Consider the following 15,529-nt stretch of genomic DNA (forward strand, 5'->3'; position numbering starts at 1 on the left):
CGGAGTGAAAAGTATGACCGATCAAACGCAAACGCTGGCCACCTCGCCCGCGGCGAATGCCTCCCGCACTACAAAACAGCTTAACCTGGCCCGCCTGCTGCTGGAGGGACGCGCCTTTATTGCGCTGCTGGTAATTATCGCGACGTTTTCGTTTCTGTCGCCTAACTATTTTAGCGGAGCTAACTTCCTGACGATGGCGTCACACGTGGCGATATTCGGCCTGCCCGCTATCGGTATGCTGCTGGTGATCCTGAATGGCGGCATCGATCTCTCCGTCGGCTCTACGCTGGGACTGGCTGGCGTAATGGCGGGCTTTATGATGCAGGGCATCAGCCTTGAGGCGCTCGGCGTGGTGCTCTATCTGCCGGTGTGGGCCGTGGCGATCCTGACGCTGGTCGTGGGCGCGCTGGTAGGGCTGGTGAACGGCGTACTGATTGCCATCTGCCGCGTACCCGCCTTCGTGGCCACGCTTGGCACTATGTATGTGGCGCGCGGCATTGCGCTCCTGATGACTAACGGTCTGACCTATAACAAGCTTTCCGGCAGTGAATCCCTGGGCAACACCGGCTTTGACTGGCTTGGGTTTAACCGGCTGTTCAACATTCCGGTTGGCGTGCTGGTACTCGGCGCGGTGGCGCTGGCGTGCGGTTTTCTGCTGAGCCGTACCGCGTTTGGCCGCTGGCTCTATGCGTCAGGCGGCAATGAGCGTGCCGCCGATCTCTCCGGCGTGCCGGTGAAACGCGTGAAGATTAGCGTATATGTGCTGTCAGGTATCTGTGCCGCGATGGCGGGGCTGGTGCTCTCTTCGCAGCTGACCTCTGCCGGCCCGACGGCGGGTACCACCTACGAGCTGACGGCGATTGCGGCCGTGGTCATTGGCGGGGCGGCGCTGACCGGCGGGCGCGGTAACGTGCGCGGCACGCTGCTGGGAGCATTCGTGATTGGCTTTCTCTCTGATGGTCTGGTGATTATCGGCGTTTCTGCCTACTGGCAGACGGTGTTTACCGGGGCCGTGATTGTACTGGCCGTGTTACTGAATACGCTGCAGTACGGGCGACGCAGCCGCTGAATTGCGCGCGCCGCTGCGGTGCGCGTTTATCCGTAAAAAAAACCTGTACCCTGATAATAACGGAGTCACTATGTTTACCAAACGTCTTATGCTTGCCGCTACCGTCGCCATCAGCACCTTTGCTGCACCAGGCTGGGCCGATAAAGGTCTGATGACCATTATCGTCAACGATCCCTCTAACCCTTACTGGCTGACGGAGGGCCAGGTCGCGCAGAAAGCGGCTGAAAAACTTGGCTACAGCGCCAAAGTCAGCGCCCATAAAGGCGATACCAACGCGGAAAGCCAGCTGATCGATACCGCCATCACCAATAAGTCTAAAGCGATCATCCTCGATCCCGCCAACGCTGACGGCTCCATCGGCTCGGTGAAAAAAGCGATTGCCGCCAATATTCCGGTGTTTGTCATTAACGCAGAGCTGAATCAGAGCGGGCTGGCGAAAGCGCAGCTGGTTTCAAACAACGCGCAGGGCGCCGCTGCTGGTGCCATGGAGTGGGTGAAGCAGGTGGGCGACAGCGGTAACTATGTTGAGCTGGTAGGACCGCCCTCGGATAACAATGCGGCAACCCGCGCCAACGGCTTTGATACCGTGCTGTCGCAATATCCCGATCTGAAAAAGGCGGGTCAGGAAGTGGCGAACTGGGATCGCACGCAGGGCTTTAACAAGATGCAGTCGCTGCTGCAGGCGAATCCGGATATCAAAGGCGTGATCAGCGGTAACGATGAGATGGCGCTGGGCGCTATTGCGGCTCTGAAACAGGCCGGCAAACTGGGGCAGATCAAGGTCGGGGGCTTTGACGGCACGCCGGACGCGGTCGATGCGGTGAAAGCCGGCACGCTGGCCTATACCGTTATGCAGCCGGTCGCGCTGTTTGCACAGAAAGCGATTGAGCAGGCAGATACTTTCCTGAAAACCGGAAAAACCGGTGCACCGGCTGAAAAACAGCTGTTTGACTGCGTGCTGATCACCAAAGAGAACGCCGGCAACTTCATTTCACCGTTTGTGCTTAAACAGTAACCGCAGCATCCCCGGCTGGCCGCAGCTGGCCGGGGTGCAGGCGATCGGTTATTTGCATTAATGGGTATAACGCGCTGTAATTACAACTAATCCTGCATTTTACTCCTCTCCGGAACTTATATGGCGCATAACCCACACGACACGCTGCCTGGTGTTTTCACGGCGGATACGCTGCCCGGCGACAGTCGCCAGGCACGCCAGCAGGCGCGCCGCCAGCTGATCGCGGAAGCGGTCATGGCCGAGGGCGCCGTACGAATCGAAGATCTGACCGCGCGGTTTGGTATCAGTCTGATGACCGCACACCGTGATATTGATGAAATGGTCGAGCGCGGCCTGCTGCATAAGTCGCGCGGGGTGGTATCGGCTACCTCAACCAGCCTGGTGGAATCGAGCGATATCTATCGCGCCACGCGCCAGCTGGAGGAGAAGCAGGCGATTGCCGAAGTTGCAGCCAGCTATCTGGAGCCAGGGCAGGCGCTGTTTCTGGATGATTCCACCACGGTATTTCAGCTGGTGCGGCAGCTTTACGCGAAAGCGCCGCTGACGGTGATCACCAACTCGCTGACCCTGATGAACGAGCTGCGTAACGGGCGGGATATTACCCTGATGGGGCTGGGCGGGCAGTATCACCCCTGGTGTAACGCGTTTATGGGGCGCATGACGCGCGAAGAGATCGCCTCGCTGCGCGCGGATATCTTTTTTGTCAGCATGTCCGCCATTGTGGATGACGCGGTGTTTCATCAGTCAGCAGAGACGGTAGAGACCAAGCGCGCCATGTTTGAGTCGGCACAGAAGCGTATTCTGCTGATGGATCACACCAAGTTTGGCCGGCGCGCGCTGCATCGCTTTGCCGATTTGCGCGAGTTTGACGTGGTGATTGTGAATCAGGGCACGCCGCTGCCGCTGCTGCGTCGCATGCAGGATAACGGGGTCAACGTGGTGGTTGCACCGATCAAGCGCGTCGCTGGCAGCCCGGAGTAAACCGGGCTATTTAACATAATAACAGACCTACCTCATCGGCCAGCGCCTCCAGCCAGACGCAATCAGCAGGACAGCACCCGGCGGGGAGGTATCCTCAGCTGCCTGGCACGGCTGTTCGGTCAGCTTTTTTGCACGGAGAACCAGCTATAACAGCTATCGGCCAGCTTTTTCCCCGCGCGGATAGCGTAGCGTTCGACATAGCGAAACAGCAGCGCAGCCAGCGCGATACTGCCGCTTACCGACAGCGCAAAGACCAGCAGCTTTGTGCCTGCGCTGGCGTCAGCCGGCAGCTGGTTGAGCAGCACGCGGCGCAGCGGATAGTGCACCAGATAGAGGGAGTAAGAGATATTGCCGAGGAAATTCAGCACCGGCTGCGGCGCTGACTGTCGTTCGTCACTAAGCAGAATGACGCAAGCCATGATAATGGCGGCCAGCCAGTAGCCGCCGTGCAGGCCAAATGGCTGCGGGCCTGTCAGCAACGCGATACCTGCCGCGGCGGCGAGCGCTAACCAGACAATGCGTCGCCCGCGGGTGCGCAGCGCCGGCATGTTGCCGCTGACAACCAGTTCGGCCAGCAGCATGCCGGTAATAAACTCAAATACGATGGTATTGCTGCTGAGTTTGATCCACGCCTGCCACCAGGCGTTTACCACCAGGTCCGGAGACGCCTGAGAGGAGAGGGTGACGCTGCCGTTATAGGCCAGCTGAAAGCCGACGGAGGCAACGATAAACATCAGGCTGCAGACCAGGCTGCGCTGACGATAGCTGATACACATCGCCAGCGTGAACAGCGTATAGAACAGCACTTCATAAGTCAGCGTCCACGGTGGTCCCAGCGCGCTGTAACCAAACACCGGTCCGGCACTGCTGTAATCCTGCAGACAAAAGTAGAGCACGCAGCCCATCTGCTGGAATCCGCGTTCGTTATACACCAGCGTCCAGGCCGCCAGCCAGACCAGAAAAAACACCGGCCAGATGCGAAAGAAACGCTTAATCAGAAAAGGCAGCGGACGTTCAGCGGAGTGTGCCGTAATAAAGGTCATGATAAAGCCGCTGATGATAAAGAAGATATCGACGCCCAGCGCGCCCGGAATATGCGCCGCCATACCATCCGGTAACAGTAACGCGTTATGCGCAACAACAACCAGCAGCGCGGCCAGCCCGCGCAGATACTGAACAGAAAGGATCTTCATTTAACACATCCTGTGGCCGATCGGGTTGTCCGAGGTACTTTGTCAGAAAGTACCACGATAAAAGATGACGCATGAATACATGCTAATTGAATCCCGCCGGGCGGTCGCCGGATTTATGCGTGAGCCGGGGTCGGGCGCAGGTTCTTTTACCAGGGGGCGGGCGCATGTTCACCAGGAGCGCATTAATGCGCCCCCTACAAAATTCGCCGGAGCGCCCGGATAACACGTCATCATTCAACGCACGCCCATAAAACCCACAGGGGCGCCATTAATGGCGCCCAGGTACATGCGGCCGATTCTGTATAAATGTCTATTCTGCGATAGATTACCGGCCACCACCAAAGTGCACATAATGTATATTATGTTAAATGATGGATTTCATCCGCAACGACGCAATGACCTCAGACCTCTGTCAGACCGTTTTCCCTGCTACCCGCCTCACCTCTTCCGTTGAGATCATTAGCCTTCTGCTTTTTCTGCTGCAGTCGCCGCTGCTTATCCTGGCGAATACGCTCCACATACTCTTTCATGTCCGCTGCTTTAACCGGTAACGCTTTCTGCCAGAATGCTGCCGGCACATTATAGCTTTCCGGTTCAGCTGCAAATATTGTCATCAGCTGTTCAACGATACGGTACAGTGCCATCTCATACCGCATCAAAATTCTTCAGGATAACTTTTACGCCGCTCTACGCCACTTCAGCTGACGTGTCGATCAGCGCCTGCAGGCGCTGGCGATAAGCGGTGTCGAACTGCGCCGGCACGCGACGAATATAATCAAATGCGTGTTCAGCCGCCTCACCGCTCAGGCTGGCGAGATGCGCGAGCGCCTCGTCGCAGCTGGGGATTAAGCCTTCCTGGTGCTGATAGCGCGGCGGCAGCGCGGTCCAGATTACCGCATCAAGGCAGCGATCCTGCGCCCAGTCGCTAAGCACACCCGGCGTATGCTGCGGCTGCAGCAGTATGCCGACGCCATCTTCACGCTCATCAGGGATCGCCTCGCGCAGACGCAGTGCCGCCACCGCTTCCGGCAGCGAAACGCTCGCCAGTACTGCCCAGTAAACGTTAACTGGTGCCGCGTTCATACAGAGCGCCGTAGCCAGTTCACCGCCATCGCCAATACGACAGAACTCCACCGGCAGCGCCGGACCATCCGCATGCCACTCGCCGGCCACCGGCAGTTCACCAGGTTTCCAGATCAGTGACCCCCATGCTAAACAGGCTATTTTCACCGCTGTCCCCCTATTAATGATGTTATTTAACGCGTGAGCACCCGTTATTAAAGGTAGCGCAGTTCGCGATTCCCGCTACGCTTCCTGCAAATTGCCTGCAGCTCTCACACTTTTCTCGCCGTTTCTCTCACTTTCAGGCGGCCTGTGCCACACTTGCAATACCGTCTATTGGTAAGGAAAACTGATGCGTTATTCTCTTATTGCCCTGGTCTGCACCGCGCTGTGGAGCGCCGGAGCGGGTGCGCAGCCTCTGCCGCAGCGCCCGCCTGATACGCTGGTCCCTGAACAGTATCTCTCCGCAGTTAACACCGATGACAGCATAACCTGGCGACTCTGGGCACCCTCTGCAAAAGCGGTGGATGTGGTCACCGGCGCCACGCCTGACCGCTATGTCGCGCATCCCATGACTAAGGATGAGCGTGGTATCTGGCGCTTTACCAGTGAACCGCTCGCCCCGAGCCTGTATGAATATTTCTTTAACGTAGATGGCTTTCGCAGCATCGATACCGGCAATTCCCTGCCCAAACCACAGCGACAGGTCAATACCAGCCTGATTCTGGTGCCCGGCAGCCTGCTGGATACGCGTCAGGTCCCGCATGGCGAAATCCATACCCTGACCTGGCACTCAGAGGTGCTGAAGCGCGAGCGACAGCTGGCGGTCTGGGTGCCACCGGGCGCGGCGGACGCCGCGGATCCCCTGCCCGTGCTCTATTTCTATCACGGCTTTGGCGACACCGCGCTGTCGGCGGTAACCCAGGGACGCATCCCGCAAATCATGGATAACCTGCTGGCGGAAGGTAAAATTGTCCCGATGCTGGTGGTGATCCCGGATACGGAGACGGATATCAGCGATGCCATCCCCGAGACCTTTGCGCCCGCCTCCCGGCGTGAAACCTTCTATCCGCGTAACGCGCAGGCAGCCGATCGTGAGTTAACGCAGGAGATTATGCCGCGTATCGCTCAGCGCTACCGCGTGCGCAGCGAAGCTGGCGGCCAGGCACCGGTTGCCCGCTATCGGACAACGTGACGGTGACGCCCTGCTCATCACAGGAAAAATGCACCCGGTAGTGCTGCTGCGCATCATTAACGATATTCTCGACTACTCCAAAATAGAGGCGGGAAAAATTGAGCTGGATGAAGAGCGGTTTGAGATCCGCCCGTTCCTGCACGCCGTGGCGCGGCCGCTGATGCCGGCCGCCAGTGAAAAAGCGCTGGAGCTGCTGATTAACGTCACCCCGGATGTTCCCGCCACCTTTCTCGCTGACACCATACGCCTGCGCCAGATCCTGACCAATCTCATCAGCAACGCGCTGAAGTTTACCCATCAGGGCGAGGTTGAACTGGCCGTGACGCGCGATGCCACGCACAACCGGCTGCGCTTTCAGGTGCGCGACACCGGCATCGGTATTCCACCGGAGAAGCAGCAGCTGATATTTGAATCGTTCAGCCAGGCAGACACCTCGACCACCCGCAAATATGGCGGCACCGGGCTCGGGCTGACCATCTCTGCCCGGCTGGTGGAGTGGCTGTGGTGGCCGGTGGGCTACGGCAAACCCTATCTTTATCAGGTCAGCGCCACGCTCCGTGACGATCGCGGCGTGATGGATCGGCGCAGCAGCCGCACCGGTCTGCGCAAGGTGGAGGCGCTGGAAAATAATCAGGGCTGGCGCATCAACGATCGGCGGATCTTTGTTCGCGGCACCAACTACATCGGTTCCCCGTGGCTCAGCACCATGAACAAAGCGCGCTATCTGCGCGATTTTACGCTGGTGGAGAAGATGAACGCCAACGCTATCCGCGTGCATGGTCACGTGGCGGGCCGGGCGCTTTATGAGGCGGCTGACGAGCGCGGCCTGCTGATCTGGCAGGATGTGCCGCTGCAGTGGGGCTATAACGACTCTGCCGCCTTTGCGGATAACGCGGTGGCGCAGACCCGCGCCATGACCGCGCAGTTTGGCAACTCGCCGGCTATCGTGGTCTGGGGCGGCCAGAACGAGCCGCCGTTTAACTCGCCGTGGATGGAGAAGCGCTTTCCCGACTGGCATAAAGATCTTAACCGCACCCTGACCCGGCGTGTGGCAGAGGCGCTGGCGGAAGATCGCAGCCGCATTGTGCATCCTTACTCTGCTGTGGAAGAGCACTACTGGGCAGGCTGGTATTTTGGCACGCTGAATAATCTGCTTGAGCCGGCGAAAACGGCCACCGTCACGGAGTTCGGTGCGCAGGCGCTGCCCGATCTGGCCACCCTGAAGAGCATCATTCCGCGCCGCGAATGGTGGCCAGCCTCAACCGAACCCGGCGATCCGCTCTGGACCCGCTGGAAGTATCATAATTTCCAGCCGATCCAGACGTTTAAAAATGCAGGCATCAGCCGGGGCAAGAACATCCATGACTTCATCAAAAACACCCAGCGCTATCAGGCGCAGCTGGCAGGTCGCGGCGGCGGCTGATACCGGCAGTAACGTGCTTGATGTGCCGCTCACCCCCGTCAGCGCTACTCCGCTGCGGGTGCAGACCTGGCTTATCGACGCACAGGGTAAAACGCTGGCAGAAAACCAGCTGGAGCTGGAGGTGGCACCCGCCGACGCCAGATAACTGCCCGCCCGGCACGGCAGCGGGCGTGGCGGTTTACTCATCGTTGGTAAAGCGACCGACGCGGGTGGCGCTGGCGAGCGCGTGACCTTTAAGCTGAGCGATCAGCGCATCATGCGTCAGCCCGGCCGGCAGCCTGTCCGGCGGCAGATCGGTGGCGATAATCACAAAGTTGTAGTGATGCATGCCGCTGCCCGCAGGCGGACAGGGTCCATAGTAGTGCGCCGTGCCTGGGCTGTTGGTGCCGCCGGTATAACCGGTTCCCCTGCTCAGCTCGCCGCGCGCAAACTGCTGCCGATCCGCCGGAATGTTATAGGCGACCATATGCACCACGCCCAGCCCTTTCGCACCCACCGGATCGGTCATCAGCAGCGCAAAGCTGCGTGTGCCCGGCGGCGCATCGCGCCAGCTGAAGGCGGGTGAGAGGTTCTCGCCGCTGCACGCCGGATTGCCCGGTTTATTGCCGGCAAACGCCTTCTGCAGCATACCGCCATCCTGAAAATCGGGCGACTGCAGGGTAAATACCGGCGCGGCCAGCGCGCTGACCGGCAGCGCCAGCGCCAGTAACGCCATTTTTACGCTGTTCATAACAAGCTCCCGTAATAAATCGCTGAGCATCAAGTATATAACCTGTTCAGCCGCGCGCGGGCGACTACACTGCTAATCGCGCCCTCTTACCCGCAAGGAGTCCGGGATGTCTGTCCCACCGCTGTCGCACTTTCTACCCGCCACGCGCCTGTGGTTTACACAGACGTTCGATCAGGCGACGCCGGTTCAGCAGGCGGCCTGGGAGGCGATCGCCGGCGGCAGCCATACGCTGGTTGTGGCGCCGACCGGCTCCGGCAAAACGCTGGCGGCGTTTCTGCACGCCATCGATGCGCTGTTTCGCGAGCGCAGTCCGGATGCCGCCGTTGCGCACGAAGAAACCACGCGCGTGCTTTATATCTCGCCGGTTAAAGCGCTGGCCGCCGACGTGGCGCGCAACCTGCAGCTGCCGCTGGCGGGCGTCAGCGCATGTCGTCAGCAGCAGCGCGAGCCGGCCATCACGCTCCGTTGCGGGATCCGCAGCGGCGATACCCCGGCGCGCGAGCGGGCAGCGCTGCGCCGCCATCCGCCCGATATCTTAATCACCACGCCGGAGTCGCTCTATCTGCTGCTGACCTCGCAGGCGCGCGATACGCTGCGCGGCGTCACCAGCATCATCGTTGATGAAATTCATGCGCTGGCGGGCAACAAACGCGGCGCCCATCTGGCCCTGTCGCTGGAGCGGCTCGATGCGCAGCTGGCCCGGCCGGCGCAGCGTATCGGGTTATCCGCAACGGTAAACCCGCCGGAGACCGTGGCGCGCTTTCTGGCCGGTCGCCGCCCGGTCACTCTCGTCAATCCGCCGCTGCCGCGCCCGCTGCAGCTTCGCGTCACGGTCCCGGTGCCGGATCTCACGGCTCCTCCGCCGCTGCCGGGGAGCGAAAGCGAAGCCGGCGCGCTCTGGCCGCATCTGGAAGCGGGAATACTGGCGGCGGTGCTGCGCCATCACACCACGCTGGTGTTTACCAACTCGCACGCGCTGGCGGAGAAGCTGACGGCGCGCCTTAACGCCCGCTGGCAGCAGCAGCAGCGCGACGACGCCGCAGAGATCGCACGCGCGCACCACGGCTCCGTTGCCCGGGAGCAGCGCCTGCTGATCGAGAGCGCGCTGAAGAGCGGTGCGCTGCGCTGCGTGGTGGCCACCTCCAGCCTGGAACTGGGGATCGATATGGGCAGCGTCGGACAGGTGATTCAGGTCGGTACGCCGCCGTCGGTCGCCAGCGCCCTGCAGCGCACCGGACGCGCCGGACACCGGCCGGGCAGCACGCCGCAGGGGGAATTCTGGCCCCGATCGCGCAGCGATCTGCTGCAGACGGCGGTGATCGTCACGGCGATGCTGGCGGGCGAAACGGAGCCGCTGACCGTGCCGGAAAACCCGCTGGATATTCTTGCCCAGCAGACCATCGCTGCCGCCGCCATAGCGCCGCTGGAGGCTGGCCGCTGGTTTAAGCAAGTCACGCGCAGCGCGCCTTTTCTGACGCTGTCGCGGCACGATTACGATGCGGTGCTGGCGATGCTGACGGGACGCGACGACACTGACGCTTTCTCCCTGCTGCGCCCGCGGCTGATCCACGATCCGCAGACGGATCGCATCACGGCCCGGCCCGGCGCAAAGCTGCTGGCGATTATGCACGCCGGCGCCATTCCCGATCGCGGCAGCGTCAGCGTGATGCTGCCGGAGGGTGAGGCGCAGGCCGGTACCCGCCGCGTGGGCGAGCTGGATGAGGAGATGGTTTACGGCTCGCGCGTCAATGACATCGTGACGCTGGGAGCCACAACCTGGCGTATTCAGCAGATTATGCGCGACCGGGTGATTGTCACACCGGCACCGGGACGCACCGCACGGCTGCCGTTCTGGCAGGCGGATGCGCCCGGACGCGCCGCATCGCTCGGCGCGGCGCGCGGCCGCTATCTGCGTCAGGCCGCAAACGGCACGGCAGAAGACCCGGCGCTGGACGCGCACGCCCGGCGTAATCTGCAGACGCTGCTGCGTGAGCAACAGGTGGCGACCGGACAGCTGCCGGACGATCGCACGCTGCTGATTGAGCGCTGTGCGGACGACAGCGGCGACTGGCGCATTATTCTGCACTCGCCGTGGGGCAGACGCGTGCACGCGCCCTGGGCACTGGCGCTGGCCGATCGGCTCGCGGAACAGCACGGCATAACGGCTGACGTGGTCGCCAGCGACGACGGCATTGTGACGCGTCTGCCGCCGCATGCCACATTTTCACTTTCCGACTGGCTGCAGTTTACGCCGGATGAGTTACAGCAGCGGGTCAGCCGCGCCGTCAGCGGATCGCCGCTGTTTGCCGCCCGCTTTCGCGAATGCGCCGCCCGCGCCCTGCTGCTGCCGGGTCAGCGTGCCGGGCAGCGCACCCCGCTCTGGCAGCAGCGGCTGCGCGCCGCAGAGCTGTTTGACGCCGTGCGGCCGTTCCCGGATTTTCCGCTGCTGCGGGAAACCGCGCGTGAATGCCTGCAGGATGTCTATGATCTGCCCGCGCTGCAGCAGCTGATGGCGCAGATCCGCGCCGGAGAGGTGCAGCTGCGCGAGGTAACAACTGACGCGCCCTCGCCCTTCGCTGCCGCGCTGCTGACCGGCCATCTGGCTGACGCCGATCGCCGGGCGGTGCCGCAGGCTGAGCAGCTGGCCGCACTGCTGGCGCTGGATACGTCACTGCTCAGCGAGCTGATCGGGGCGCTGCCGCCAGAGCAGCTGCTGGACGCAAACGTCATTGCGCAGACGGAAGCGCTGCTGCAGCGCCTGACGCCAGCACGCCAGGCTACCGGCGAGGAAACGGTGGTGGATCTGCTGCGCGAACTGGGGCCGCTCAGCGCCGGAGAGATAGCCCGGCGCTACCGGGGCGCGCCGCCGCTGGCAAACGTGCTGGAAACCCTGCAGCAGGCGGGCCGGATCCTGCCGGTTACGTCTGGTACGCAGGCCTGTTTTGCGGTCGCAGAAGATGCCGCCCGCCTGCAGGCGCTCTCCGGTGGCGGCAGCGCAGTGCCGGAGAGCGCGGTTCACCCGCTGCAGGGGCTGGTCAGGCGCTATCTGCAGACGCACACGCTGGTGAGAGCCAGCCAGGTCGCCCGGCATTTTGGCCTCGACGCCGGCACGGCAGAGAGGCTGCTGGCGGAGACGCCGGGTGTCGTCAGAAGCGAACCCGCCTCCGGCGGGGTGCAGTGGATCGCCGCACCGGTATTCCGGCGTCTGCGGCTGGCATCGCTGCAGGCGGCGCGTGAGGCGACCCAACCCGCTGCGCCGGCGGCATGGGTGCAGGCGCTGACGGAGCGCCACGCGCTTACCGCCCGGCTCAGCGGTACAGAGGGTCTGCGCCGGGTGATCGCGCAGCTGGCCGGCGTGGCCCTGCCTGCCGGGCTGTGGGAGAGCCAGATTTTTCCGGCGCGTATCGCTGATTACCAGCCCGCGCTGCTGGATGAACTGCTGGCGAGCGGCGAGGTGCTCTGGCGCGGCAGCCGCGCAGCCGGCACGCGACAGGAGCGGGTGGAACTCTGCCCGGCTGACGCCGCTGCCGCAATCATGACGCCACCGGCGGAGACGCAAGTCGTGACGCTGTCACCTCTGCAGCAGCGGATCGTGGCGCACCTGCAGCAGCACGGCAGCGCAACCTTCCGGCAGCTGCAGCTCGCCACCGAGAGCGACGCCGGTGATGGTGCGTCACCGGAAACCGACGCGGCGCTGTGGGATCTGGTGTGGCGTGGCTGGATCACGTCGCAGAGCTGGCAGCCGCTGCGGATGCCGCCGCTGCGCAGCAAACCGCGTCCGGCACGCCGTCGCCGCATGGCCGGACGCCATTTTGGCGCGGCACCCGGCGGCGCCGGGCGTCCGGCCCTGGCCGCCACCGTGACGCTGCCCGGCAGCTGGACGCTGCTGAATATCAGACCGGCGTCCGATACGGTGCGGGCGCTGGCGCTGACCCGCGCCCTGCTGGACCGCAGCGGCGTGGCAACGCACGGCGCCGCCCGCAGCAGCGCGATCCCCGGTGGTTTTCCGGCGCTGCAGCCGGTGCTGCGCGCGATGGAGGATGCCGGACACCTGCTGCGCGGGCGTTTTGTCAGCGGCATGGGGGCCGCGCAGTTCGCTGAGCCGGCGCTGATTGAGCGTATCCGTCAGCTGCAGCGCGCGCCGTCCGCTGCGACGCTGGCGCTGGCTACGCTGGATCCGGCTAATCCGTTTGGCACCCAGCTGCCGTGGCCGCTGACCCTCTCCGGGACGAAACCGCTGCGGCGCAGCGGCAGCTGGGTGGTGCTGTTTCAGGGAGAGCCGCTGCTCTGGCTGCCGCCCGGCGGTAAACAGCTGCATACGTTTATGGCAGATATATCGCCGGAGATCCTGCAGCAGGCGCTTGGCGCGCTAGCCGCGGCCCTCCGGCGCGAGCCGCGCCTGCGCTTTACGCTGGAGCAGATTGATGGTTCTCCGGCCAGCCAGTCGCCGCTGACGGCGCTGCTGAAACCGGCAGGCTTTGCGCGCGTACCGGGCGGCTACAGCTGGGATGGCTGAGCGCGCAGGCGCAGAGCGTGCTGCTGCAGGGCGGCGCGCTGGCCGGCGGTCGCCTCCGGCCACGCCAGCTGCGGAAACAGATAGAGCCGGACGCTGAACAGATGAAACAGCGGCGTAAACAGGCGTTCATCATCCAGCGCCAGCGCTTCCAGCTGCAGCAGCAGCAGATCCAGCGTCTGCTGCAGTTCAGCGTGCGGGGCGCTCTGCAGCGACTTCAGCCGCTGCTTCAGAAAGCGTCCCAGCTCATAGAAAAACGCCCCGCTGTCGAGCAGGTAATTACCCAGCAGCACCCGGTGCCGCGCATAGTAGTCGAAGCTGTTGACGCCCAGCCACACCTCATTAAGCAGCATACCGGCGCTGCTCATATCTGACTGCGGATCGAGACGCAGACGCGGCAGCACCATGTTGACCTTATCCAGCATCAGGCTGATAAAGCGCTGCCGGGCCGGCAGGGATGAGCCGTTGCGCTCAATCTCCTTAATAAAGCGCAGCAGCTCGCGCAGTCCGCGCCGCACCGCGCGCCGCGCACTCCACGACGGCCGCTTGTTGCGCATAATGGCCGTGGCGATCGCGGCAAACAGGACACCGGTCACCGAGGCGATGGCGTTATTCACCAGCAGCACCAGATCCGGCTTCAGATGGTGACCAAAACCGATCAGTCCCGGGATCTGAATCGCCACGCTCAGGCCAATCAGGTTGGTTGCCGGGCGGGCGATTGTCAGCGCCAGCATAATAAGCCCCGGCGCCATGCAGATTATCAGCGCCTCAAACGAGGTCGCCTGCGGCAGCAGCAGCGCGACATACACCAGGCTGATACCAATGGCGATCAGCACGCCGCGCACGAACAGCTTCATCGAGGTGAGCGGCGTATCGAGGCTGGCGAAAAAAGAGCTCAGGATCGCCGCCATAACCGGGGCAGAGGCGCCGTCGCGCCACCCGCTTCCCATCCACAGCAGGCAGCTGCCAAAGGTGGCGCAGAAAGCGGTCAGCGCCGAAAGACGGATAAGCCCGCGATCAAAGAAGCGGTGGGTGCGTCTGCCGCGCGCCAGTGCGGTGTCACCCGACAAATCGCTCACCATGCCACTGACGCTCTGATACGCCCCGGCGATGCGCACAAAGTCGATCATGCGCTCCAGCAGCCCGCTCAGCAGCAGGCAGTGTTCCACCGGCAGCTCGCCGGCGCGCCACGCCGCGTTGATCTGCGCCTGCCGGTGGGTCAGCTCCAGCTGAATGCCGATCACATCGCCCGGCGCCTCTCCGTCGCTGAGCCACTGCAGGAACTGCTGAAATCCCTGCGCCACATAGTCAGGCAGCAGGATATTGCGTGCGGCCAGGCGCTGCAGGCGCAGCTCGATGGCGGTCAGCGTCGGGATAAGATAGGAGAGATGCTGATACTGCGCGCTGACTAAGCGGATCAGCCGCCGGGCAGCGTCACCCTCATAGACGCAGTGGGTGATCAGAATTTCCACCTGCTGCGGTGCGGTAGCCATCTGCGTCAGGATCGCTTCCCGCTCGGGCGAGACGGCGCTAACCGGCCCGGAGAGCAGATCGTGACAGAGCCGGCGGCCGGTGAGATACCACTGCGTCACGCTCTGCTCCAGCAGGCTGCGCATGGAGACCGGAAACAGCAGGCCGTGTATCAGGCTGCTGCAGACAATGCCTAAGGTGATCTCTTCAATACGCGACAGCACCGTACTGGTAATGCCCCACGGCGTGTAAACTTCCGGAAACCCCATAATCGCCGCGCTGTAGCCCGCCAGCATAAACACATAGCTTTTGGGCGTCCGATCATGCAGTGAGAGCCAGAGACAGCCGCTGACCCAGAGTGAAATCACCAGGCTGAACAGCAGCGGATGCGCCACCGTCAGCGGAAAAATCAGAAAGATAAACAGGCCGCCCAGCAGCGTGCCGAGCAGACGAAACAGCGATTTAGAGATGGTCGAGGCGGAGTAGAGCTGCGAAGCGACAAACACCGTCGTCAGCGCCCAGGCGGGGCGATCCAGGTTAATCTCCAGCGCCAGCCAGAGCGCCAGAAACGCAGCGAGCGTGGTTTTTAAGGCAAAGAACAGAGCGGGTCGGGTAAGCCACGGCATGTCACAGGGACCAGAAGGCACTAAGTGCGGCGTATCCTGCCAGATTGCTGCCTGCGCTCACGCAGATAACTACGACAAATTGTTTCGTCATCAAAATTTATGCTGGATGATACGCCCCGCGTGTGCGGTTATCCGTTAACGCCGCTTATCGAAGCTGCCGGTGCCGCAGCGACCAGCGTAGTGGCTGCACGGCACCGGAGGGAATCGTCCGGTTAACAGATAAAATGTGTCGGCGATCACATTTCTCAGCTG

At 62.6% G+C, this 15,529-nt stretch carries 11 protein-coding genes and 1 pseudogene; 7 read left to right on the forward strand and 5 right to left on the reverse strand.

Annotated elements, in window-relative coordinates; genetic code table 11:
- The first annotated feature begins 13 nt into the window (after nucleotides 1-13).
- The 3 genes from FS690_RS03390 (at nucleotide 14) to FS690_RS03400 (ending at nucleotide 3,065) form a co-directional block, all read left to right on the forward strand.
- Nucleotides 14-1,069: an ABC transporter permease gene (locus FS690_RS03390; RefSeq protein WP_071668920.1), complete on the forward strand. Its 1,056-nt coding sequence runs from the start codon at nucleotides 14-16 to the stop codon at nucleotides 1,067-1,069.
- Between the two features lie 70 nt (nucleotides 1,070-1,139).
- Complete coding sequence (locus FS690_RS03395; protein WP_071668919.1) at nucleotides 1,140-2,084, forward strand: D-ribose ABC transporter substrate-binding protein; 945 nt, start codon at nucleotides 1,140-1,142, stop codon at nucleotides 2,082-2,084.
- Between the two features lie 120 nt (nucleotides 2,085-2,204).
- Nucleotides 2,205-3,065 (forward strand): DeoR/GlpR family DNA-binding transcription regulator, encoded by an 861-nt coding sequence (locus tag FS690_RS03400; protein WP_145339077.1) that lies wholly within the window; start codon nucleotides 2,205-2,207, stop codon nucleotides 3,063-3,065.
- A gap of 119 nt (nucleotides 3,066-3,184) precedes the next feature.
- Here the strand turns inward: FS690_RS03400 and FS690_RS03405 are convergent, their stop codons facing one another.
- From FS690_RS03405 to FS690_RS03415, 3 genes are all read right to left on the reverse strand, one after another.
- Nucleotides 3,185-4,258: an acyltransferase gene (locus FS690_RS03405; RefSeq protein ID WP_108569320.1), complete on the reverse strand. Its 1,074-nt coding sequence runs from the start codon at nucleotides 4,256-4,258 to the stop codon at nucleotides 3,185-3,187.
- Between the two features lie 401 nt (nucleotides 4,259-4,659).
- Nucleotides 4,660-4,902, reverse strand: coding sequence for a hypothetical protein (locus FS690_RS03410; protein WP_145339078.1), 243 nt, complete (start codon nucleotides 4,900-4,902; stop codon nucleotides 4,660-4,662).
- A 43-nt stretch (nucleotides 4,903-4,945) separates the two neighbouring features.
- Nucleotides 4,946-5,488 (reverse strand): hypothetical protein, encoded by a 543-nt coding sequence (locus tag FS690_RS03415; RefSeq protein ID WP_071668817.1) that lies wholly within the window; start codon nucleotides 5,486-5,488, stop codon nucleotides 4,946-4,948.
- Nucleotides 5,489-5,672: 184 nt separating this feature from the next.
- On the opposite strand from FS690_RS03415, the pseudogene FS690_RS03420 reads away from it, so the two are divergent.
- The 3 genes and pseudogenes from FS690_RS03420 to FS690_RS03430 all read left to right on the forward strand — a co-directional run.
- Nucleotides 5,673-6,488 (forward strand): annotated as a pseudogene (locus tag FS690_RS03420) (esterase); the annotation flags it as partial.
- Between the two features lie 187 nt (nucleotides 6,489-6,675).
- Nucleotides 6,676-7,938 (forward strand): ATP-binding protein, encoded by a 1,263-nt coding sequence (locus FS690_RS03425; RefSeq protein ID WP_255471477.1) that lies wholly within the window; start codon nucleotides 6,676-6,678, stop codon nucleotides 7,936-7,938.
- The gene (locus FS690_RS03430; RefSeq protein WP_145339081.1) at nucleotides 7,877-8,083 is read left to right on the forward strand and encodes a hypothetical protein; all 207 of its coding nucleotides are present in this window, start codon (nucleotides 7,877-7,879) and stop codon (nucleotides 8,081-8,083) included. Before FS690_RS03425 ends, FS690_RS03430 begins: the two co-directional genes overlap by 62 nt.
- A gap of 33 nt (nucleotides 8,084-8,116) precedes the next feature.
- Here FS690_RS03430 and FS690_RS03435 read toward each other — a convergent pair whose 3' ends face one another.
- Nucleotides 8,117-8,668 (reverse strand): YbhB/YbcL family Raf kinase inhibitor-like protein, encoded by a 552-nt coding sequence (locus FS690_RS03435; RefSeq protein WP_145339082.1) that lies wholly within the window; start codon nucleotides 8,666-8,668, stop codon nucleotides 8,117-8,119.
- A gap of 106 nt (nucleotides 8,669-8,774) precedes the next feature.
- Between FS690_RS03435 and FS690_RS03440 the strand changes: the two genes are divergently transcribed.
- Nucleotides 8,775-13,184: a DEAD/DEAH box helicase gene (locus tag FS690_RS03440; protein ID WP_145339083.1), complete on the forward strand. Its 4,410-nt coding sequence runs from the start codon at nucleotides 8,775-8,777 to the stop codon at nucleotides 13,182-13,184.
- Here FS690_RS03440 and FS690_RS03445 read toward each other — a convergent pair.
- Nucleotides 13,166-15,277: an FUSC family protein gene (locus FS690_RS03445; RefSeq protein WP_039384337.1), complete on the reverse strand. Its 2,112-nt coding sequence runs from the start codon at nucleotides 15,275-15,277 to the stop codon at nucleotides 13,166-13,168. The genes FS690_RS03440 and FS690_RS03445 overlap by 19 nt on opposite strands.
- Nucleotides 15,278-15,529: the final 252 nt, after the last annotated feature.

It is taken from the genome of Pantoea sp. PSNIH1, from assembly GCF_007680655.1.
Classification (GTDB): domain Bacteria; phylum Pseudomonadota; class Gammaproteobacteria; order Enterobacterales; family Enterobacteriaceae; genus Pantoea; species Pantoea eucrina.

Bases quoted from the DNA above. Each gene is read 5' to 3' on its own strand.
- FS690_RS03390 (WP_071668920.1), top strand. From the start codon at position 14: ATGACCGATCAAACGCAAACGCTGGCCACCTCGCCCGCGGCGAATGCC.
- FS690_RS03395 (WP_071668919.1), top strand. From the start codon at position 1,140: ATGTTTACCAAACGTCTTATGCTTGCCGCTACCGTCGCCATCAGCACC.
- FS690_RS03400 (WP_145339077.1), top strand. From the start codon at position 2,205: ATGGCGCATAACCCACACGACACGCTGCCTGGTGTTTTCACGGCGGAT.
- FS690_RS03405 (WP_108569320.1), bottom strand. From the start codon at position 4,258: ATGAAGATCCTTTCTGTTCAGTATCTGCGCGGGCTGGCCGCGCTGCTG.
- FS690_RS03410 (WP_145339078.1), bottom strand. From the start codon at position 4,902: ATGGCACTGTACCGTATCGTTGAACAGCTGATGACAATATTTGCAGCT.
- FS690_RS03425 (WP_255471477.1), top strand. From the start codon at position 6,676: ATGCCGGCCGCCAGTGAAAAAGCGCTGGAGCTGCTGATTAACGTCACC.
- FS690_RS03430 (WP_145339081.1), top strand. From the start codon at position 7,877: ATGACTTCATCAAAAACACCCAGCGCTATCAGGCGCAGCTGGCAGGTC.
- FS690_RS03435 (WP_145339082.1), bottom strand. From the start codon at position 8,668: ATGAACAGCGTAAAAATGGCGTTACTGGCGCTGGCGCTGCCGGTCAGC.
- FS690_RS03440 (WP_145339083.1), top strand. From the start codon at position 8,775: ATGTCTGTCCCACCGCTGTCGCACTTTCTACCCGCCACGCGCCTGTGG.
- FS690_RS03445 (WP_039384337.1), bottom strand. From the start codon at position 15,277: ATGCCGTGGCTTACCCGACCCGCTCTGTTCTTTGCCTTAAAAACCACG.